Here is a 20333-nt window from a genome sequence, read left to right as displayed (position 1 = left end):
AAGTTTGCCGAAATAGTGCTAACAAGGGTGCTTGCAAGAGTTAGCACCCTCATTTAGAATCGACCGTACAACCGCCGGAAGGTGAGCAGTGTGATGGCACAGGAACCAGAGGTTTCTGATCGGAACACGGGGGAAACCGCAGAGACGTCTGCGGTTCCCGGAGACCGGGTGGGTCGCGTAGCCAACGCGGCGCACGACATCGGAGGCTTCATCCGGGCGCAGCGGGAGGCCGCTCAGGTCTCGTTGCGTCAGCTCGCACAGCTGGCGGGGGTGAGCAATCCGTACCTGAGTCAGATCGAGCGTGGATTGCGCAACCCGTCCGCCGAGGTACTCACGCAGATCGCCAAGGGTCTGCGCGTGTCTTCGGAGGTCTTGTACGTCCGGGCCGGCTACCTCGAACAGAGGGAGCACAGCCCGGTGCGGGACGCACTGCTGGCCGATACCGACATCACGGAGCGGCAGAAGCAGGTGCTCCTGGACATCTACGAGTCGTTCCGCCGCGAAAACGGGGGCAACGACGACGGAGGGAACGTCTCGGAATCCGTTCAGGGGGAATCCGAGGGGGGCGTTCCAGGGGGGAGCAGGGGCGGTGTGCCCGAGAGCCCGAGGGGCGGTGCACCCGAAAGCCCAAGGGACAACGAGGTTCCGCACCATGCCACCGATGGCAGTACTACCGAAATCTCGCCACGCCAGGAGAACGAACAACCATGACCCAGCCCAACGTCACTGTCACCAAGCCGATCTACGCGACCGTCGGAGCCGGTGACGCGCTCTACGCGGCGGTCAACGACATCGTCGACCGTGTTCGCGACCGCGCCGCCACCGTCGATGTGAACTCCCGCGTCGAGGAGGCTCGCGAGCGCCTGTCGAATCTGCCCGCCGATGTGCAGGACCAGATCGAGACGCTGCGCGGCCGCCTGACCGGACTGCCCTCCGAGCTGCCGGACGACCTCGCCGAACTGCGCGAGAAGTTCACCCCGGAGGAGCTGCGCAAGCTGGTCGACCAGTACTACCGCCAGCTGGTGGATCTGTACTCGGATCTGGTCGTGCGCGGTGAGGAGACCGTCGACCGGCTGCGTTCCAACCCCGGCTTCGACGAGCGTTTCGACAAGGTCGAGGGCATCTACACCGATGTCGTCACTCGCGCCGAGGACGTCCTGAACAAGGTGTCCGATCAGGCCCGCGGGTTTCTGGGCAAAGCGGCCGAGGAGGCCGACGAGGCCGCCGCGGTCGTCGACGCCGAGGTCGTCGCGGTGACCACCGAGGCCGCCGCCGAGGAGCCCGCCCCGGCGAAGAAGGCCCCGGCGAAGAAGGCCCCCGCCAAGAAGGCGCCGGCCAAGACCGCCGCCCCGGCCGCGAAGAAGACCCCTCCGGCCAAGTAGTAATTCGGCCGCAGGAGAGAACCGGCCGAGGGGTAATCCGGAACCGCCACGCGGATCCGGGTGGTACCGGATCCCGCAACGCCCGCATGCGCACTGCCGCATGCGGGCGTTGCTCCTATCATGGGTGCTGTGTACCAGCTGACTAGTGCAATCCTGTGGCTGCTCTGGCTCGCCGCGATGGCCGCGACCATCTTCGCGCTGGTGCATGCGATTCGGCAGCGTGCCGACGCGTTCACGGCCGTGGACAAGCTCACCAAACCCATCTGGGTCTCGATCCTCGCGGTCGCCCTCGGATTCCTCCTGCTCGCCCGCACGCCGGTCGGGTTGCTGGGGATCGCCGCGGTGATCGCCACGGGCATCTATCTGGCCGATGTGCGGCCTAAGGTCGACGAAATTCAGCGCGGTCCGCGCTGGTGAACCCGCCGTCTCCGCGCTTGCACTAGCAAGCACTCACTCCTTCGGGTTACTGTATCGATCAGTAACACACAAAGGAGTGTTCTCATGCAGGCAACGTTGCCCAGCACGGCGGCGGGGATCGCGCAGCGTCTCCGCGGGCTGCTGTCCGCCCATCGCGCCGCCCTGCGCACCCGGTCCTACGACCTGCCCGCACTGAATTCGCCCGCGGTGCCGTGTGAGGTGACCACGGTGACCGCCTCCGACGGCGCCCGGCTGCGCGTGCACAGCTATGGTCCCGCCGACGGCGAGGCGATCGTGCTGGCGCACGGCTGGACCTGCTGCATCGAATACTGGAACCCGCAGATCAACGCCTTCGCCGGTGAATACCGCGTGATCGCCTACGACCAGCGCGGTCACGGCGAGAGCGAATCCGGCACCGCGCCGCTGTCCACCGACCTGCTGGCCGACGATCTCGCGGCCGTGCTGGACGCCACCCTGCGTCCCGGTCAGCGTGCGGTCCTGGTGGGGCACAGTCTCGGCGGGATGACCATTCAGGCCTGGGCCGGCCGGTATCCGCGCCAGGTCGCCGCGCGGGCCGATGCGGTGGTGCTGGCCAATACCGCCTCCGGCGACTTGATCGCCGAGACCACCGTGGTCCCGCGGTTCAACCGGGGCCCGCTCGCGCTGCCGTTCCCGGTCGGGCGCCTCGGGCTCGGCCTGCCGGTGGTATTCCCGCCGATCGGGCCGGTGAAGTGGATCTTCCGCCGCCAGATCATGAGTCTGGCGTCGACCGGTGAGGTGGTCGACTTCGCGCTGGCGATCGTGCGCTCGTGCCCGGCGATGGTGCGTTCGCGATTCGGTTTCCTGCTGGCCGAACTGGCCCTGCAGAGCTGTACTCGCTGCGTGACCGTCCCGACCACGGTGATCGCCGGTTCCGCGGACGATATGACGCCGCCGGTGCACTCCGAGCGCCTGGCCGAGGAGTTGCGCTCGGTCGGCGCGTTCCGCAAGCTGGTCGAACTGCCGACGGGCCACCTCGGCAACGTCGAGGCATACGAGGCGTTCAACGACGAACTCGCCGAGGTGCTGGTCGAAACCTACGCCGCGCGGCGCATGCGCGAGGCGATCGCTTAGCCGGTTCGGCAATCACATAGCGAATTCGGCGTAGCGCTTCCGTGCCGCCGGGCGATAGATGCGGGTAGTGGGACGTTGCGCCGACGGTCGTGAATGCCGTTGGGCGGAATGGGTATTCGGTCTATGCGGGGGTACGAGCAGCGCTGAGGTGCGGCTTTGCCGGACAAAAGTGCGAAACCGGAAATTCTTCGCTGCTTGCACTAGCAAGCATCGTTGCTAGCGCGGTAACGTGCGGTAGGACACAAAGGAGTGCTCATGCTGGTGAACCTGCCCGAGAACGTTGCCGATCTACGGACCGGCATCGGCGCGCTGACCGGCGGATATCGCGCGAAAATGCGTTCGCGCACCTACCGCACGGCCGAGTTGAACTGCGCACCCGACGCCGAGGTTCTCTCGGTCACGACCACAGACGGTGCCCGGCTGCGCGTCCACGCGTACGGCCCGGCCGACGGCGATGTGATCGTCTTCGTGCACGGCTGGTCCTGCTGCCTCGAGTACTGGAACCCGCAGATCAACGCCTTCGCCCGCGACCACCGCGTCATCGCGTTCGACCAGCGCGGTCACGGCGCCAGCACCCTGGGAACGGGCCGGTTCGACGCCGAACAACTCGCCGACGATCTGTGCGCCGTCCTGGACGCGGCGGTGCCCGCGGGACGTAAGGCCGTGCTGGTGGGACACAGCATGGGCGGCATCACGATTCAGGCCTGGGCCAAATTCCACCCGGACCAGGTGGCGCAGCGCGCGAGCGCGGCCCTGCTGCTCACCACGACGGCGGGCGATATCGCCGCCGAGACGCGAGTGCTCCCCATCTTCAACGACATCGTCCCGGCCCCCAACTGGCTGGGACGTGCCCTGTTCGGTCAGCCCGTGCCGTTCCCGGCCGGCGCCCCGGTGCGCGGAATCTTCAAGGCGCGCATCATGAATCGATACGCCACGGCGGACCAGGTGGATTTCGGCCTGTCGATCGTGCGCTCCTGCCGTCCGCTGGTGCGGGCGAAATACGCCCTGGCGCTGATGGAACTCGAAATCCACGGCGCCGCAGCGAATCTGTGCATCCCCACCAGCGTCATGGCCGGCGCCTACGACAATCTGCTGCCGGAGAGTATGTCGCGCAAGATCGCCGACGAACTCGCCGCGGCGGGAAATCTCGATCGCTACTCGGTCCTCGCCACCGGACATCTGGCGAATATCGAAGCGAGCGCGGAATTCAACGCCGAACTCCGCCGATTGATCGGGGTCACCCGCTTCGGCCGCCGTGCGGTGGCGGGCTGAGCGCGCCGCGACGGCCCGCCGGGGCTGGACGTACCCGCGGCGCGGGTGCATCCTGGTGACCCACGTTCGGATCGGGAAGTCGCCACGAGACCTGTCGTAGCGGAGCCGCGCTGCCGGCTCCGCGCGGCGAGGACGGCAACACGATGCTGAATCGTGTTGTCCGCCAAGGCCGGTCAAGGGCGCCCGGTCTTGGCCCGCCGCGTTACGAGAAGCCCCCGCTAGGAGAAGGCACCGCTAGGAAAAGACCACGGTGCGCCGCCCGTGCACCAGCACTCGCCCCTCCAGATGCCAGCGCAGTCCGCGCGCCAGCACCACCCGTTCGATGTCGCGGCCCTGCCGGACCATGTCGCGCACGGTGTCGGCATGGTCGATGCGGCTGACGTCCTGTTCGATGATCGGCCCCGCATCCAGATCGGCGGTGACGTAATGACAGGTCGCGCCGATCAGCTTCACACCGCGCGCGAAGGCCTGATGGTACGGCCGCGCCCCCACGAACGAGGGCAGGAAGCTGTGATGGATGTTCAGCGCCCGCCCGGCCCAGTGCTCACACAGGTCGGCCGGCAGCACCTGCATGAACCGCGCCAGCACCACCGCGTGCGGATCGTGGGCGTCGGTGAGCTCGCGTACCCGCTCGAAGGCGGGGCCGCGTTCGGCCGGATCGGCGGGAAAGGGCACGTGGTGGAACGGAATACCGTGCGCGCGGGTCATCTCGCCCAGATCCGGATGGTTGCCGATCACCGCCTCGATGGTGGCGGGCAATTCGCCACTGGCGGCCCGCCCGAGCAGATCGTGCAGGCAGTGCCCGTCGCGGCTGACCAGCAGCACGGCGCGGCGGCGGCGCCCGGAATCCAGCAGTTGCCAGTCGGTCTGCGGGCCCAGTTCGGCGGCCACGACGGTGAACCGCTCGCGCAACTCGTCGATGCCGAACGGCACCGTCGCGGCCGCGATGGCCTGGCGGGTGAAGAACCACCCGGTGTCGGGGTCGGAGTGATAACCGGCCTCCACGATCGACCCGCCGAATTCGGCGATGAACGAGGTGATGCGGGCGATGATGCCCGGTCGGTCGGGACAGCCCAGGCTCAGGACGAAACGCCGATCATCGGCTGACACGGTGCCACTCATGCGCACGATCCTCGCAGGTCGCGCGCAGTTCGATCACGCCGCCCGGGCAGCGAGCCGCAAAGCCGGTCCGGGGTAATCGAATTCGTGTGCTGTGCCAGACTTGGTCCTCATGTCGGACACCGTTCCCACCGCCTACACCCGCGCCCAGGTCGCCGCGATGATCGATCACACGCTGCTGGCCCCCGAGGCGACCGCCGCCGATGTCGCGAACACCATCGCCGAGGCGCGTGAACTGGGCGTCTACGCGGTATGTCTGTCACCGTCGATGCTGCCGGTGACCGCGCCCGGGCTGGCCGTCGCCACGGTCGCGGGCTTTCCCTCCGGCAAACATCACTCGCTGGTGAAGGGGACCGAGGCGCGATTCGCGGTAGAGCAGGGCGCGGCCGAGGTCGACATGGTGATCGACGTCGGCGCGGCGATCGCGGGGGACTACAACGCGGTGCTCGCCGATATCGTCACCGTGCGCGAGGCGGTCGAGGACCGGGCGCTGCTCAAGGTGATCATGGAGTCTGCGGCGCTGTCCGACGCGGCGATCGTCGAGGTGTGCCGCGCCGCCGAACGCGCCGGCGCCGACTTCGTGAAGACCTCCACCGGATTCCACCCCGCGGGCGGAGCCGAGGTGCGGGCCGTGCGGTTGATGCACGAGACCGTCGGCGGGCGGCTCGGTATCAAGGCCAGCGGCGGAATTCGCACCGCTTCGGCGGCCGCCGAACTGATCGCCGCCGGTGCGACCCGGCTGGGGTTGTCCCGCTCGGCCGATGTTCTCGCCGGCTTCCCGGAGTAGAGCCCGCGAGCGGTGCCGAAGAGGTGCCGGGCCCGCCGGACCCCGGCACCTCGCGGTTCGATCAGCAGCGGATCTCCGTGTCGCCACCGCCCTGCAGGGTGGTCGGCCCGCCGCGCAGCGACACCGAGATCCCGTTGTCGGTGACCTTCACGCTGGTCGGCTGCATACCCAGGGGGTAGTTCTGCAGGCTCTGCGTCATCGAACCGACGATGCTGTCGACCAGATCGGTGGGCAGCCCCAGACCGAGCAGTGACGCCGACTGCGTGCTGACCTCGATCTTGCCGTCCACGATGTGCGGCTGAACCTTCAGATCGGCGATCCCGCCGAGCACCTTGACGTCCAGCGTGCCGCCGGCCGGATCCGATTCCACGCCGGAGACGAGTCCGGTCAGGGTCTGGGCGATGCCTTCGTTGCTCCAGGTCGCATCGGCGGAGCTGCTGCCGACCTTCGCGCCGCCGCGCCCGCCGTCGAGCAGGGTGATGTCGTTGAGCTTGGCGTGCACCTTCATGTCCACGGCCGGGCCGAACTTCGCATCGTCGCTGTCGACGGTGATGTATTGGACCTTGTGGTCGACAGCGGTGAGCAGTAACGGCTTCGGCCCGAATCCCACATCGACCTTCGACCCCAGCTCCTTCTCGACCTGGGAGGCCATGCACTGCTGGTTCTTGTGCCGCAGATAGGTTTCGGCGCCCGCCGCGGTGCCGACCAATGCGAGCAGCACGACGAGTCCGATGATCAGTGCTATGCGCCGCCCGTTGCGGCGTCGGGGTTCACCCGCCGGTGCGGGAGCGGGTACCGCGGTGTCCGGAGTGGTCATGGCAACCGATTCTTCCCGAGCTTTCTGAGCCCGCTCTGTGGAGCCTGTGAGGCTTGTCATGCAGAGGCACGCCGATTGTGACATGAGGCACATCGGTCCGGCGTAACCTGGTCCCATGCCCGCGCACGATGCAGGAGATGCCGCGGCTGCGCGCCGACCGGGGGATTCCGACCCGCTCCGAGATTCCGAGCAAGGGTGGTGGGTGCTGCGCCAGCTCGCCGACCGGCACGCCGGATACTTCACCACCCGCATCGTGTTGCGGGCCGGATGCGAGCACCGGATCCGCGGCGCCCTCTCCGACGGTTCGGTGATCCGCGTCGGCCTCGGCCTCCTGCGGATGGCCGACTGGCCGGACGGCCCGCTCGACGAATACGCCATGTGGGCGGCCTGGTTCGACGGCGCCGCCGCCGTCTCCCACCACAGTGCCGCCGAACTGCACGGCCTGGGCCGGTTGCGCCCGCGCTTCCTGCACCTGTCGGCGAGCGCGGGCCGCCCGCCCGCGGCGCCCCGACTGGTGGTCCTGCGCCGCGATCTGCATCGCGATGATGTGGAATCGGCCGGTGCGTTCCTGGTGACCACGCCCGTGCGGACCGTACTCGATCTCGCCGAGACCGGGATCGGTCAGGGGGCGCTGGACGAGGTGGTCGCCGACGCGGTCGCCATCCATCGCTGCATTCCACACGAAATCGCCTCGGCGAGTGCGGATTTGGCCCCGCACGCGGCCGCGCGGGTGCGCCGGGCCCTCGCCGCGGCATAGAGCGCACCGTTCCCCGAAGCCCTTCCGATTCAGCCGGGCCGCACGCACTCCCACGGCACCGAGAGCACACAGTCACGCATCCGGCGGCGATAGTTCCGCACCGGAAAACCCTGCTCCCGCAACAGTTCCGCCGCCGTCCGCCAGCGCACGCGCGGACCGTACACCGCCATCGGCGCGGCATGCGACCACGCCCGGTCGGCCGCGGTCAGCAGCGTGTGCACCCGTTCGCCGGGGATATTGCGGTGGATCAGCGCCTTCGGCAGGCGTTCGGCGATATCGGAGGGTTTGTCGACGGTGAACGGATCCCAGGCCAGCGTCAGCGAGATCGGGCCCGCACGGTCGAGCAGAATCCACGCGCAGCGGCGGCCCCGTTCGTCGCAGGTGCCTTCGAGCAGGAGCCCCTCGGGCGCCGATCCGCCGAGAATGGTCGCCCACGCCTGCGCGACCTCGCTCTCGTCGTATTGCCGCAGCACGTTGAACGCCCGCACCAGCACCGGTCGCAGGCCCGCGAGTTCGAATCCGCCCCGGGCGAAGCGCACGCCGTCACGATCGGGAACGACGCGTGCGGGATCGATCTCCAGACCGACCACGCGGATGTCGTCACGAACCCGGTGTAACCGGGCCGCCAACTCCAGCGTGGTCACCGGACTCGCCCCGTAGCCCAGATCAACCACCAGCGGATCGGCGGCCGACTGCAGCCGCTGCGCCACCAGCGGGTCGTGGATCAGCCAGCGGTCGCTGCGGCGCAGCCGATTGATTCCGGTGGTTCCGCGGGTGACGGCGCCCACCGGCGCGGTCCGGGCTTGCGATCTCATTGCGGTGACGCGGGCGTGCGGTGGAACAACGAACTCAAGCCGTCGGGCGCTGCTCTTCCAGCCACTGCTGGGTGAATTCGGCTTCGGCGCGGAACAGGTCGACGAGGTTGACCAGCATCATCTGCTCGAGTTTGGGGCCCAGCATCGGAATGAAGACCTTCGCGACGGGTGAGGTGCGCAGGGTGCAGCCGGTCTCGGTGGGAAACAACCGCACGGTGCCGGTCAGCGTGCCCGGACCGGCCGGAATCGAGGCGCTGAAATCGCCCTCCACCTCGGGGCCGAACGGTCCGTAGCTCTCCTTGCGGGTGATCACGAGATCCTTGCGCATCACGGTCTGCGCGATCTCGGGCAGCATGTCGCGCGGCAGGATGTGCCGGAGTTCGAGTTCGATACCGTCCCCGTCGGCCTGCAGGTTGACCACCTCGTTCGGCGAGTGCTTGCGCATCTCCTCCATCCGCGCATCCCAGTAGGCGCGGTTGGACAGCGCCGCGTACACCTCTTCGGTGGTGTGCAGCGGATAGCGAGCGGAATAGTCCAGTCGGCGGGCCATGGGGGACCAGGGTACTGGTCCCGGACGCGCGCCCGGATCAGTGGTTGGTGATCCAGGTGTTGGTGAAGTCGGTCTCCGAGGCCAGCAGTTCCAGCAGTTTCTCGGCCACCACGGCCTCGATCTTCTTGCCGAACAACGGGATCGTCACCTCGACCGAGCCGTCGACGACGGCCTCGGAGGCGGTATCGGAACCGGTCAGGGTGACCGTGCCGCGCACCTTCGCGGGCGCACCCTCGACATGGGCTTCGAAAACGCCGGACAGGCCCTCGTAGTTCTCGGTACGCGGGATGATCAGATCGCCCGGGCGCACCGAGGTGACGGCGGGGGGAAGTTCGGAGGCGGGGATGGTCTGCACCATCTCCACGCGGAGCCGGTCACCGTCGGCCGCGAAGGAGTCCAGCCGCGCACCGGGCCCGCCGACCTCCTCGATGCGGTCCTTCCAGTACTGCTCGTCGGCGAGCGCAGCACGCACCGCCGCGGCGGGGTGCGCGTAGTGAGCTGTGTACGCCAGGGGTGTCGCCATGGTGGGACACGCTACCGTCTTTCGATGTGCAGACATCTCGAGTGGTGGCATTCGACAACGTGCGTGAGTTGCTGAGCGCGACCGGCGCGCGGGTGCGCGAATCGGTGCCGCTGGCGCAGCTGACCACGCTGCGGGTCGGCGGACCCGCGACGGTCGCCGAATGTCGCACCACGGAGGCACTCGTCGAGACGGTGCGCACCCTCGACGCCGCGGGCGTTCCGGTGTTGCTGGTGGCCGGTGGTTCCAATCTGCTGATCGCCGACAGCGGGTTCGCCGGGGTGGTCGTCCGTATCGCCACCGACGCCGTCGAACTCGGATCCGGCAGCGTGACGGCCGAGGCGGGCGCGGACTGGGACGGTGTGGTCGCGGCGACGGTCGCGGCCGGATTCGGCGGACTCGAGTGCCTGTCCGGAATTCCGGGTTCGGCCGGCGCGACGCCGGTGCAGAACGTCGGCGCCTACGGCGTCGAGGTGGCCCAGGTGCTGCGCCGGATTCGGCTGCTGGATCGTGTCAGCGGCGAGATCCGCTGGGCCGCACCGCAGGAACTCGGCTTCGGTTACCGCACCTCCGTGCTCAAGCATTCCGATCGCGCGGTGGTGCTGGCGGTGGAGTTCGCGGTGAATCCGGACGGTGCCAGCGCCCCGCTGCGATACGGCGAACTGGCCCGCGCCTTCGACGCCACCGCCGGCGAATCCCGTCCCGCCGCGGCGGTGCGCGAGGCGGTGCTGGCGCTGCGGGCCGGCAAGGGCATGGTGCTCGATCCGGCCGACCACGACACCTGGAGTGCGGGATCGTTCTTCACCAACCCCGTCGTGGCGCAGGATCGGGCACCGGCCGTCCTCGACACGATCCGGGCACATGTGGGAGATATCACTATTCCGACCTATGCCGCCGAGGGCGGGGTGAAATTCTCCGCGGGCTGGCTGATCGAACGAGCGGGTTTCGGTAAGGGTTTCCCAGGTCCGGAGGCTCCCGTCCGGTTGTCGACGAAACATACGCTCGCCCTGACCAACAGGGGTTCTGCCCGCGCCGCGGACCTGGTGGACCTGGCGCGCACCGTGCGGGCGGGCGTCGAACAGCGCTTCGGAATCAGGCTGGAACCCGAACCGGTGACCGTCGGCCTGGAGCTCTAGGGGTGGCGTGCGCCACGTCGCGATCGGGCCGGGCTGTCGGAGGGGCGCGGTAAATTCGCGGAAGTGAACATTCGAGGAATTGCCGGCCGCCGGGCCGTACTGGTCGGGGCCGGCCAGCTGGCGGTGGCCGCGCTGGTGGCCGGATGTTCGGGCAGTGGCGGGAGCGGTTCGTCCGCGCCGAAGGAGTCCGGCCCGGTCGCGAAGCTGACATTCGAGCCCGGCAGCGGAGCCGACGACGTCAACCCGGTCGCACCCGTCTCGGTGACGGTCACCAGCGGCCGCATCGACCAGGTCGCGCTGACCAATCCGGACGGTAAGCAGGTCACCGGCACCCTGTCGCCCGACAAGAGCAGTTTCAAGGTCACCGAGCCGCTCGGTTACGGCGTCACCTACACCTGGTCGGGCACGGCGGTCGGTACCGACAACAAGCCCGTGTCGATCGCGTCGAAATTCACCACCCTCGCCCCCAAGCAGACCGTGCCGGCCACCATCAATATCGGCGACGGTCAGGAGGTCGGCATCGCCGCGCCGATCATCCTGCAGTTCAAGAAGCACGTCGAGAACAAGGAAGCGGTCGAGAAGGCGCTGACCGTCACGACCACCCCGGCAGCCGAGGGCGGCTGGGCCTGGCTGCCGGACGAGAACGGCGGCTCCCGCGCGCACTGGCGCCCGCGCAACTACTGGTCGCCCGGCACGGCGGTGACCTTCGCGGCCAAGCTGTACGGCCTGGACCTGGGCGGCGGCGCCTACGGCAACTCGGATCTGTCCTCCCAGTTCACCATCGGCCGCAGCCAGATCGTGAAGGGGTACGCACCCAGCCATCGGGTGCAGGTGATCCGCGACGGGTCCACGCTGTTCGACTTCGCGTGCAGCTACGGCGAGGGCAACGAGGCGCGCAATGTGACGCGTTCGGGTATCCACGTGGTGACCGAGAAGTACGAAGACTTCCTGATGTCGAATCCGCCGTTCTACACCAACGTTCGCGAACGCTGGGCGGTACGCATCTCCAACAACGGCGAATTCATCCACGCGAACCCGGAATCGGCGTCCGCGCAGGGTAATACCAACGTCACCAACGGCTGCATCAACCTGAGCACCAGCGACGCCCAGCAGTACTTCCCGACGGCGATGTACGGCGACCCGGTCGAGGTCACCGGCACCTCGATCGCCCTGTCCGCCGCCGACGGCGACCTCTACGACTGGACCATCGACTGGGACGCGTGGAAGACCATGTCGGCGATCCAGGGCGAGCCGGCGCCGGTGGTGTCGGCGACCCCGGTGGCGCCGGGGCCTGTTCGCGGCGGGAGCTAGCGAACTCGCTCACCACCCCGGCTCAGCTGCGGCGGGCGAATCGGCCGGCGTCGGCTTGGTCGCGCGGCTTCACCACGATGGTGTCGAGGTTGACGTGCGGTGGGCGGCTCGCCACGAAGCCGATGATTTCGGCGATGTCGGTGGCGAACAGCGGGTCGATGCCCTCGTAGACCTTGGCAGCGCGCTCGGTGTCGCCGCCGAACCGGACCACCGAGAATTCGGTTTCGACCGCGCCCGGCGCGATCTCGGTGAGCCGCACCGGCTTACCCAGCAGTTCCCCGCGCAGCGTGCGGTGCAGGACGGCCTGCGCGTGCTTGGCCGAGGTGTAGCCGGAGCCGTTGTCGTAGGGCTGCAGGGCGGCGACCGAGGTGACGGTGACGATCAGTCCGTCACCCGAGTCGATCAGTTTCGGCAGCAACGCCTTGGTCACCCGCAGCGTGCCCAGCACGTTGGTCTCCCACATCCACCGCCAGTCGTCGAGGTCGGCCTCGGTGACCGGCGCCAGACCTTTCGCTCCGCCGGCGTTGTTGACCAGCACGTCGGCGCGTTCGACCGCATCGGTGAACAGGCGCACCGACGACTCGTCGGTGACATCCAATTCGATTGCGGTACCGCCGATTTCGTCGGCCAGCGCCTGCAGCCGATCCATCCGGCGCGCTCCCACGTAGACGTGATAGCCCTGTTTGGCGAGCTCACGGGCGGTAGCCTCACCGATTCCCGAACTCGCTCCGGTGACGACGGCATGACGGGTGCTCATGGAACCGAGCCTAGCGTGCGGGCATTGCCGCAATTCCGGCCCGTTAGCCTGGCGAGCATGGCGATTCGGGAAGTGGTCAGCGCGGACGGAACCAATATCGTGTATCAGGTCTCCGGGCCCGAACAGGGACGTCCGCTGGTGTTGCTGCACGGGTGGGCCGGCACGTTGCGGTGCTGGGGTCGTACGGCGGAGATTCTGGCCGAGACGTTCCGGGTGGTCGCCGTCGATCTGCGCGGGCACGGTTACTCCGGTGCGCCCGAGGCCGGATACGACGATCCGAAGAACTGGGCGGCCGATGTCGCCGCGGTGCTGGCCGCCGAGGACATCACGGCCGGTGCGGTGCTGCTGGGCTGGTCCTACGGCGGCATCGTGCTCAGCGACTATCTGACCGCGTACGGCACCGGCGCCCTGGCCGGGGTCGTGTACTGCGGATCGCAGGCCGGTATCGGCCGGGGCGTCGAGGGTGCCCAGCCCGGGCCGGCGATGCAGAAGGCCATTCCCGACGTATTCGAGGAGAGCGCCGGCCGGGCGATGCGGGGCTTCGCCGCCTTCGGCAACGCCAACACCGGGCCCGGCCGGGACAAGGGCGAAGACGCCCAGCGCCTGTTCGGCGGCAGCCTCGCGACCCCGCCCCGGGTCCGCAAGGCGCTGTTCTACCGCACCGTCGACAACACCGAGACGCTGCGCAACCTCGACGTTCCGGTCTTCGTCATGCACGGCACCGCTGACCCGGTGGTGCCCGTCGAGAACGGCCGCTACATCGCCGAACACGCGCCGCAGGCACGCACCTCGTTCTGGGACGACGCCCAGCACGGCCTGTTCGTCGAGGATCCCCAGCGCTTCGCCGATGAACTGACCGAATTCGTTGCGTCGCTACGGTGATCCCGCGCACACCCACCTCCCAGCCTTGGGTGTGACTACGCTCACTCGAGCCGCGCGCGCATAACGGTTGACGCGCCGCGGCGTGCACACTGGAGTGTGTGAGTTATCGCCCGGATCAACGTCCGCATCGGATCGCGGTGTTGTCGGTGCACACCTCTCCACTCGCGCAGCCGGGTACCGGCGATGCGGGCGGGATGAACGTCTACGTGCTGCAGTCGGCGCTCCAGCTGGCTCGCCGCGGTGTGGAGGTGGAGATCTTCACGCGGGCGACGTCCTCCAACGACGAGCCGGTGGTCGAGGCCGCGCCGGGGGTGCTGGTGCGGCACGTGGTGGCGGGACCGTTCGAGGGGCTGGACAAGCACGATCTGCCGACTCAGCTGTGTCCGTTCGCGGCGGAGGTGTTGCGTCAGGAGGCCCGGCAGCTGCCCGGCTACTACGACCTGATTCATTCGCACTACTGGCTGTCAGGGCAGGTGGGCTGGCTGGCCCGGGATCGGTGGCGGGTGCCGCTGGTGCATACCGCGCACACGCTGGCCGCGGTGAAGAACGCATTCCTGGCCGAGGGTGATGCGCCGGAACCGCTGTCGCGGGTGGTGGGCGAGAAGCAGATCATCGCCGAATCGGATCGGCTGGTCGCCAATACCGCGGAGGAGGCCCGCCAGCTCGTCGAGCTGTACGGCGCCGAATCCGGACGTATCGACGTGGTGCCGCCGGGTGCGGATCTGTCCCGCTACCGGCCCGGTGACCGGGCGGCCGCGCGCGCCGAATTCGGTATCGAGCAGGACGAGCAGGTGGTGGCCTTCGTCGGCCGGATCCAGCCGCTCAAGGCCCCCGATGTGCTCGTGTTCGCCGCGGCCGAGGTGCTGCGCGCCGAACCCGAGCGCAAGCTGCGCGTGCTCATCGTGGGCGGGCCCTCGGGAACGGGGCTGGATCGTCCGGACGCGTTGATCGAGTTGGCCGCCACGCTCGGCATCTCGGATCGGGTGACGTTCCTGCCGCCGCAGCCGCCGCATCGTCTGGTGCAGGTGTACCGGGCCGCGGATATGGTCGCGGTGCCGAGTTACAACGAGTCGTTCGGCCTGGTCGCCATCGAGGCGCAGGCCAGTGGCACGCCGGTGCTGGCCGCCGACGTCGGCGGGTTGAGTACGGCTGTGCGAGACGGTGTTTCGGGCATGTTGGTGTCGGGCCACCAGGCCGACGAGTGGGCGGCGGCCCTGCGCGGACTGCTCGATGATCCGGAACGGCTGCGGCGGATGGGCGCGGCCGCGGTGGATCATGCGGCCGGCTTCTCCTGGGAACATACGGCCGACGGTTTGCTCGACTGCTACGGCGAGGCATTGGCCGGACATCGGGGTGTGCGTTCGCGAATGCCGGGTACGTTGCTGACAGAGGGCAGTCAAGCCAGGTCGCGGGCGCTGTGGCGGCGCCGGATGGGAGTGGTACGCCGGTGAGTGACACCATCGCGCAGACCGCGCAGCTGATCGACGACACCGTGCGTGAGCGTGAGATCGACTACACCCGCGAGGGCCGGGACACCTTCGTCGTGGTGCTGCCCGGTGAGCGCAAGCTGAAGACGACGGTCATGCTGACGGTCGGCAAGCACGGTGTGCGCGTCGAATGCTTCGTCTGCCGCAAGCCCGACGAGAACTTCGAGGGTGTCTACAAATATCTGCTGCGCCGCAACCGCCGCCTCTACGGTGTCGCCTACACCCTGGACCGGGTCGGCGACATCTATCTGGTCGGCCGCATCGCGACCCATGCCGTGACCCCGGACGAACTGGACCGCGTCTTCGGCCAGATCCTCGAGGCGGTCGACGGCGACTTCAACGTGCTGCTGGAGCTCGGTTTCGCGGAATCCATTCGGCGCGAATGGAAATGGCGTGTCTCGCGCGGTGAATCGTTGAAGAACCTGCGGGCGTTCGAGCATCTGGTCGACACCGAGGAATCCTGAGGACCGTCCGCCCCGCCCGATGTCCGGCGCCGGGTACCGTGCATCCGATCGGGTGATGCGCTGAGGAGGCGGTGGCGACGTGGCTGTGCTGGCTGTGGATATCGGCGCGACCAAATTCGCGGCCGCCGTCGCGGTATCGCCGATCGGCGCGGTGCCGGGCGACGAGTCCGCCGCCGCGCGGTCGGTCGCATTGCGGCATATCCACCAGGTCGGCGTCCCCGCGCGCGACTGTGGCAGACCTGCCGTGCGTTGCTGCGCCGGGTGGTCGGCGCCGCATCGGCCGACGAGGCGTGTGGTGGTGCGGATTTCGAGGTGACGGTGGTCGGTATCGCCGCCGCCGGACCGGTGGATGTCCGTACCGGCAGCACCGCACCGCTGAACATTCCCGAATGGCGCGACGGTTTCCCGATCGTCGCCGCCGTGCGAGAACTGTTCCCGGAGGCCGATATTCGATTCGCGATCGACGGCGCGGCATTGGCGTTGGCGGAGTATCGGGTCGGCGGATTACGCGGTGTTCGTTCCGGATTGGCGATGACGGTCTCCTCCGGCATCGGTGGCGGCATCGTCAGCGACGGCCGAGTGGTGTTCGGCCGCACCGGAAATGCCGGGCACGTCGGGCATATCGTGGTGCCCGGCTGGGATGTGCCGTGCGCCTGCGGCGGGGTCGGATGTGTGGAGGCCGTCGCGAGTGGGATGTCGTCGGTCCGCTGGGCGCGCGAACAAGGCTGGCCCGGAACCTCCGGGGCGGAATTGGCGCGCGCCGCCGAAGCCGGCGACCCGATCGCCCTCGCGGCGCTGTCGCGCGCGGGAACCGCACTGGGACAAGCAGTGTCGTCCGCCGCCGCGACGCTCGACATCGACCGCGTGGTGATCGGCGGCGGTTTCGCGAAATCCGGCGGCCCGCTCTGGGAACCACTGCGCGCGGCGGTGGCGAGACATGCCCGCCTCGGCTTCATCCGCGAGCTCCGGGTCCTGGAATCCCCCATCACGGACGGCGCCACGCTGGTGGGCGCGGCGGCTCTCGCGAGCGAGTGAGGACCGGCAACCGTTCGCCGGGCCGTCGCCACTCCCGCCCCGCGCTGCCGGGGCGGTCTTGCGCTGCTATCCGTTGTCGATACTGCGCACATGCGCCACAAGCGCATTCGCATGCCCGTGTCCGAGACCGTGTTCGCTCTTCAACCAGGCGACCAGCTCCATATGCTTGGTCAGCTCGGAGCCGCGAATGATCGCGAACCAGTCCTCGACGGGCCGCCCGTACTTCTTCTCGATGGCGGGAAAGTAGGAGGCGGGACCCTTCACCGCGGTGGTGCTCTGTGCGCTCATGGTCGTGTAGACGGCCGCGGTCGAGACAACTCATCGCCGGGCGACTGTGATGTGAGCCACCCGCTGTCGACGGCATGGTCACTCGCCGCGTAAGCGGCGACGGTCATCGAGTTGTACACGCGGGCGCTCGTGGTGGTGAGACGGAGAAAGGCGCGGCCCGCGCTCGCGGGCAGTACCGAGAGCAGACGCGTGGCCTGAACCAGGCCGGTGACGCCCAGCCGGGAGGTGGGGATCAACGTTTTCGCCGCACTCGCCGCGACCGCGTGGCTGTCGCGGACGTGTGCGGCCATCGCTCGTTCGTACGCGGGGAAGGCGCGTTCGTGGTCGCCGCCGGCCCGTGCCAGCTCGCCGGCGAGAACGTACGCTCCGATCACGGCCAGCGTGGTACTCCCGCCGACTGCCGGGCCCGGGCAGTAGCCCGCATCGCCGACGAGTGTCACTCGCCCGCGCGACCAGGTATCCATGCGCAGTTGGGTGATCGAGTCGAAGTAGAACGCCGGGGTGCGGTCGAGTTCGGCCAGCCATCCCTGTACCTCGCTGTCGAATCCGCGAAAGGCGGTGCGCAGCAGGTCTTTCTGGTGCGCGATATCGCGGTGGTGATACTCGAGCTCGCGGTCGCTGCGGAACAGGAACAGAGCCCGCGCCTCGCCACGGTGGCGCTCGCCGTACATGCCGGCGGTGCGGCCGACGCCCACGTGGATATGGAGTTCGCGATCCACACCGAAGGTTTCTGGCAGCGTCAGCACCCCGAGGTAGGCCCCCGTGCGGGCGCTGAAGCCGGATTCGTCTCCGAAGACCAGGCGGCGCACGGTGGAGTGCAATCCGTCCGCGCCGACGACGAGGTCGAAGCGACGCGGCGCGCCGTTCTCGAATCGCACCTCGCCGTCGGGCGAGATCGCGCTGACCGAATCTCCGAAAAGGTATTCGACGTCGTCGCGGGTGGCGTCGTAATAGATCTCGCTCAGATCGTCGCGCATGATTTCCGCGTGCCGGTCCGACGTGGCGCCGAAGATCGTGGCGAGCTCGACCCGCACGGACCGGCGTCCGCCCTCAGGGTGCAGGACCATCCGGCTCGTCCCGGTGGCGCGCTCCGTGATCCGCGGCAAGACGCCCATCTTTTCCGAGATGTCCATCGCGGGCCGGAACAGGTCGACCGCATGACCACCGGTGCTGCGCAGTGCCGGCGCGCGTTCGACGACGGTGACGGAGTAACCGTGCCGAGTGAGCCAATACGCGAGCACCGGACCGGCGATACTGGCGCCGGAGATGAGAATTCGCATCGAATCGTCCGATCGTGTGGCGTCAGTGCTGCTCGGCGAAGTCGCGCAGGAGTTCTCCGGTGCGGCCGGGCTCCTCGATCATCGGGCTGTGCCCGCAGTCGAGCGATTCGATCCGCACCCCCGGCAGGCTCCGGTAGTCCTGGAACGATGCCGCCGGCCAGCGGTGGTCCCGGGAGCCGTAGAGCACCAGGCTCGGCAGCCCGAGGTCGGCGAGGCGCTCGGGTTCCCGGCGTTCCCGCAGATAGACGTCCGACGCGTCGGAGGTCGCGGTGACACTGCGGTAGGTCATGCCGTGGAAGTCGTCCACGAGCTGCTGTGGAATCGCGACGTCGCGAGTGAACGCGCTGCTCATGGCGTATCGAATGGCGGCATCCGGGAGCAGGGGCCACAGCGGTTGCCCGATCTGCGGGACGAACAGCAGGTTGCCGAGCGGGCCGTTGTCGGTGAAGGCGTCCAGGCGCGACCCGGTGCTGATCAGTCCGATCGCGGTGATCAGGTCACGGCGCTGGGCGGCCAGCTCGGTCGCCACGTACCCGCCGGTGGAGTGCCCGACGACGATCGCGCGGCGCACGCCGAGCCGGTCGAGGACCGCTCCGACGCGATGTCCCTGCTCGGCCATACCGTAACCGCTGTCCGGTTTGGCCGACCGGCCGTGGCCGAGCAGGTCGACGCGCACCACGTAGAAGTCCGCCAGCGCGGGCAGGACCGGATCCCACCACGAGACCGAGCCGCCGGTCCCGTGGATCAGCACCACCGCCTGTGCGCTCGGCGCCCCGCTGGTGACGACGTGGATATCGCCGTCCGGTAGCCGCACCATCCGGTCCACGGAATCGTCCGGTGCGGCCGTCGCGACCCCTGCGATGTTTCCGACGAGCAGTGCGGTGAGCGCGGTGACCAGCAGCAGCATCGCGCGTGTGCCTCGGCCGGCAGCGGCAGTTCCCATATCTCCTCCTGAGGACGATGGCGGATGCCATGACTGTCCGGGAGGACGCGGGTGCGCGTCTTGTAGAAATGTCGGCCGCTACCGGCTGTCCGTCAGTCGACCACGCCCCAGTGCAACACCCGGACGGTGAACAGCACCAGCCCGAGCGAGACCGTCGCGACCACGACCAGGCCGACCACCGCCACCGCCAAGGGCCGCCATCCGCTGCGCCCCAGTTCCCGGAAATCGGTGTTGAGACCGACGCCCGCGAAGGTGAGCAGGAAGGCCCATTTCGACAGGTTGGCCAGGTTGGCCAGTTGCGCCTTGTCGATCCAGTGGGCTGTCGCCAGCGCGGAGACCGCCAGGAAGCCGAGGACGAACTTCGGGAACTTCGCCCACACGAAGGCCGCCTTCGCGCGCAGACCGGGCGCGATGGTGTCGGCCTCACCGCGGGAGGCCCAGTACAGGCCGAAGCCCAGGACCACGAATCCGATGAGCGCGTTGCGGGTCGATTTCACCAGCACCGCCAGTTTGCCGGCGGCGTCGGAGTAGGCGTAGCCGGTCGCGGTGGTTTCGGCGGTGTTGTCCACGGCCAGACCCGACCAGAGGCCGAATTCGTGATCGGTCAGCCCCAGGCCGTGGCCGATCGCGGGAAGTGTGAACAGCGATACCGCGCCCAGCGTCAGAATCGCCGCGATGGCATAGCCGACGTCCGCGTTGCGGGCCCGGATGGCTCCGCGCGCGGCCACGATCGCCGAGACGCCGCAGATCGAGGTGCCCACGGCCAGCAGCGATCCCAGCTTGCCGGACAGGCCGAGCAGCCGTGCCACGGTGAGAATGATCGCGCCCGCCACCGTCATATCGATGAGGATCAGCACGAAGCTGGTGCCGCCCAACTTGGCGACGTCCCCGAGGACGAAACGAGATCCCAGCGCCACGATGCCGGCCTTCAACCAGAATTCGTAGGTGCCGATACCGGGCTTGAAAATACGGTGCACCCCAACGGTATTGGCGATGATCAACCCGAAGACGATGGCCCACAGGACATATTCGATATCGGGAAAGCGCCAGTGGTGATCATGGACGAACTCGTTCACCCGGATCTGGGTGTACTTGCCGAGCAAGCCGACCGCCACCAGCAGCGCTATGCCCGGCAGATAGGCCAGAGCCCCCCGCGGATTCACCGATTCCGCTGTCGCGGTGGTCGTTTCGGTAGCCACGG

22 protein-coding genes and 1 pseudogene are annotated in these 20333 nt (G+C 68.5%); 13 read left to right on the top strand and 10 right to left on the bottom strand.

Features of this window, described 5'->3' with window-relative positions; all coding sequences use genetic code 11:
* Nucleotides 1-93 precede the first annotated feature (93 nt).
* The 5 genes from IRT45_RS37045 to IRT45_RS19815 all read left to right on the top strand — a co-directional run bounded on the left by IRT45_RS37045 (nt 94) and on the right by IRT45_RS19815 (nt 4184).
* Nucleotides 94-711 (top strand): helix-turn-helix domain-containing protein, encoded by a 618-nt coding sequence (locus IRT45_RS37045; protein ID WP_051025211.1) that lies wholly within the window; start codon nt 94-96, stop codon nt 709-711.
* Nucleotides 708-1382, top strand: coding sequence for a heparin-binding hemagglutinin (locus tag IRT45_RS19830; RefSeq protein WP_194807327.1), 675 nt, complete (start codon nt 708-710; stop codon nt 1380-1382). The genes IRT45_RS37045 and IRT45_RS19830 overlap by 4 nt, the downstream gene beginning before the upstream one ends.
* A 120-nt stretch (nt 1383-1502) precedes the next feature.
* Nucleotides 1503-1799, top strand: coding sequence for a DUF2516 family protein (locus tag IRT45_RS19825; protein WP_030516156.1), 297 nt, complete (start codon nt 1503-1505; stop codon nt 1797-1799).
* Between the two features lie 84 nt (nt 1800-1883).
* On the top strand, nt 1884-2912 hold the full coding sequence (locus tag IRT45_RS19820; protein WP_194807326.1) for an alpha/beta fold hydrolase: 1029 nt from the start codon (nt 1884-1886) through the stop codon (nt 2910-2912).
* Between the two features lie 255 nt (nt 2913-3167).
* Nucleotides 3168-4184: an alpha/beta fold hydrolase gene (locus tag IRT45_RS19815; protein WP_194807325.1), complete on the top strand. Its 1017-nt coding sequence runs from the start codon at nt 3168-3170 to the stop codon at nt 4182-4184.
* A gap of 234 nt (nt 4185-4418) precedes the next feature.
* Here the strand turns inward: IRT45_RS19815 and purU are convergent, their stop codons facing one another.
* A complete protein-coding gene (purU, locus tag IRT45_RS19810) occupies nt 4419-5306 on the bottom strand; it encodes a formyltetrahydrofolate deformylase (RefSeq protein WP_194807324.1) in 888 nt (295 codons plus the stop codon).
* A gap of 109 nt (nt 5307-5415) precedes the next feature.
* Between purU and deoC the strand changes: the two genes are divergently transcribed.
* Nucleotides 5416-6090 (top strand): deoxyribose-phosphate aldolase, encoded by a 675-nt coding sequence (gene deoC / locus IRT45_RS19805; protein ID WP_194807323.1) that lies wholly within the window; start codon nt 5416-5418, stop codon nt 6088-6090.
* 61 nt (nt 6091-6151) lie between these two features.
* Here deoC and IRT45_RS19800 read toward each other — a convergent pair whose 3' ends face one another.
* Nucleotides 6152-6907, bottom strand: coding sequence for a DUF2993 domain-containing protein (locus tag IRT45_RS19800; protein ID WP_084513395.1), 756 nt, complete (start codon nt 6905-6907; stop codon nt 6152-6154).
* Between the two features lie 115 nt (nt 6908-7022).
* On the opposite strand from IRT45_RS19800, the gene IRT45_RS19795 reads away from it, so the two are divergent.
* Nucleotides 7023-7664 (top strand): hypothetical protein, encoded by a 642-nt coding sequence (locus IRT45_RS19795; RefSeq protein ID WP_228534631.1) that lies wholly within the window; start codon nt 7023-7025, stop codon nt 7662-7664.
* A gap of 29 nt (nt 7665-7693) precedes the next feature.
* Here IRT45_RS19795 and IRT45_RS19790 read toward each other — a convergent pair whose 3' ends face one another.
* From IRT45_RS19790 to IRT45_RS19780, 3 genes are read right to left on the bottom strand one after another with little or no spacing between them, the layout of a single operon-like run.
* On the bottom strand, nt 7694-8479 hold the full coding sequence (locus IRT45_RS19790; RefSeq protein ID WP_194807322.1) for a class I SAM-dependent methyltransferase: 786 nt from the start codon (nt 8477-8479) through the stop codon (nt 7694-7696).
* A 34-nt stretch (nt 8480-8513) separates the two neighbouring features.
* On the bottom strand, nt 8514-9029 hold the full coding sequence (locus IRT45_RS19785; RefSeq protein WP_194807321.1) for a DUF2505 domain-containing protein: 516 nt from the start codon (nt 9027-9029) through the stop codon (nt 8514-8516).
* 37 nt (nt 9030-9066) lie between these two features.
* On the bottom strand, nt 9067-9552 hold the full coding sequence (locus tag IRT45_RS19780; RefSeq protein ID WP_194807320.1) for a DUF2505 domain-containing protein: 486 nt from the start codon (nt 9550-9552) through the stop codon (nt 9067-9069).
* A 41-nt stretch (nt 9553-9593) separates the two neighbouring features.
* On the opposite strand from IRT45_RS19780, the gene IRT45_RS19775 reads away from it, so the two are divergent.
* Nucleotides 9594-10685 (top strand): UDP-N-acetylmuramate dehydrogenase, encoded by a 1092-nt coding sequence (locus tag IRT45_RS19775; RefSeq protein ID WP_194807354.1) that lies wholly within the window; start codon nt 9594-9596, stop codon nt 10683-10685.
* A gap of 69 nt (nt 10686-10754) precedes the next feature.
* Complete coding sequence (locus tag IRT45_RS19770; RefSeq protein ID WP_375540128.1) at nt 10755-11996, top strand: Ig-like domain-containing protein; 1242 nt, start codon at nt 10755-10757, stop codon at nt 11994-11996.
* A gap of 22 nt (nt 11997-12018) precedes the next feature.
* On the opposite strand, the gene IRT45_RS19765 is transcribed toward IRT45_RS19770, so the two are convergent.
* A complete protein-coding gene (locus IRT45_RS19765; protein ID WP_194807318.1) occupies nt 12019-12753 on the bottom strand; it encodes an SDR family NAD(P)-dependent oxidoreductase in 735 nt (244 codons plus the stop codon).
* A 57-nt stretch (nt 12754-12810) separates the two neighbouring features.
* On the opposite strand from IRT45_RS19765, the gene IRT45_RS19760 reads away from it, so the two are divergent.
* The 4 genes and pseudogenes from IRT45_RS19760 (at nt 12811) to IRT45_RS19740 (ending at nt 16621) form a co-directional block, all read left to right on the top strand.
* Nucleotides 12811-13635, top strand: a complete 825-nt coding sequence (locus tag IRT45_RS19760) for an alpha/beta fold hydrolase (protein ID WP_194807317.1) — start codon at nt 12811-12813, stop codon at nt 13633-13635.
* A gap of 98 nt (nt 13636-13733) precedes the next feature.
* Nucleotides 13734-15086 carry a D-inositol-3-phosphate glycosyltransferase gene (gene mshA, locus IRT45_RS19755; RefSeq protein ID WP_194807316.1) on the top strand — a complete coding sequence of 451 codons (1353 nt, stop codon included), beginning with the start codon at nt 13734-13736 and terminating at the stop codon, nt 15084-15086.
* Complete coding sequence (locus tag IRT45_RS19750; protein WP_369974801.1) at nt 15083-15586, top strand: YbjN domain-containing protein; 504 nt, start codon at nt 15083-15085, stop codon at nt 15584-15586. The genes mshA and IRT45_RS19750 overlap by 4 nt, the downstream gene beginning before the upstream one ends.
* 79 nt (nt 15587-15665) lie before the next feature.
* A pseudogene (locus tag IRT45_RS19740) lies at nt 15666-16621 on the top strand (ROK family protein).
* 66 nt (nt 16622-16687) lie between these two features.
* Here the strand turns inward: IRT45_RS19740 and IRT45_RS19735 are convergent.
* From IRT45_RS19735 to IRT45_RS19720, 4 genes are all read right to left on the bottom strand, one after another.
* Entirely contained in the window at nt 16688-16909 is a 222-nt protein-coding gene (locus IRT45_RS19735; RefSeq protein ID WP_194807314.1) for a DUF4287 domain-containing protein, read from the bottom strand.
* Nucleotides 16906-18189, bottom strand: a complete 1284-nt coding sequence (locus IRT45_RS19730; protein WP_194807313.1) for an FAD-dependent monooxygenase — start codon at nt 18187-18189, stop codon at nt 16906-16908. Before IRT45_RS19730 ends, IRT45_RS19735 begins: the two co-directional genes overlap by 4 nt.
* A gap of 22 nt (nt 18190-18211) precedes the next feature.
* Nucleotides 18212-19132, bottom strand: a complete 921-nt coding sequence (locus IRT45_RS19725) for an alpha/beta fold hydrolase (protein ID WP_228534630.1) — start codon at nt 19130-19132, stop codon at nt 18212-18214.
* 92 nt (nt 19133-19224) lie between these two features.
* Nucleotides 19225-20331 (bottom strand): YeiH family protein, encoded by a 1107-nt coding sequence (locus tag IRT45_RS19720; RefSeq protein WP_194807312.1) that lies wholly within the window; start codon nt 20329-20331, stop codon nt 19225-19227.
* Nucleotides 20332-20333 lie beyond the last annotated feature (2 nt).

This window comes from Nocardia sp. BSTN01 (assembly GCF_015354405.1).
In the GTDB taxonomy this organism is placed as follows: Bacteria; Actinomycetota; Actinomycetes; order Mycobacteriales; family Mycobacteriaceae; genus Nocardia.
Note: the sequence above shows the minus strand (reverse complement) of the source record. Positions and strands in the feature narration are given on the sequence as shown.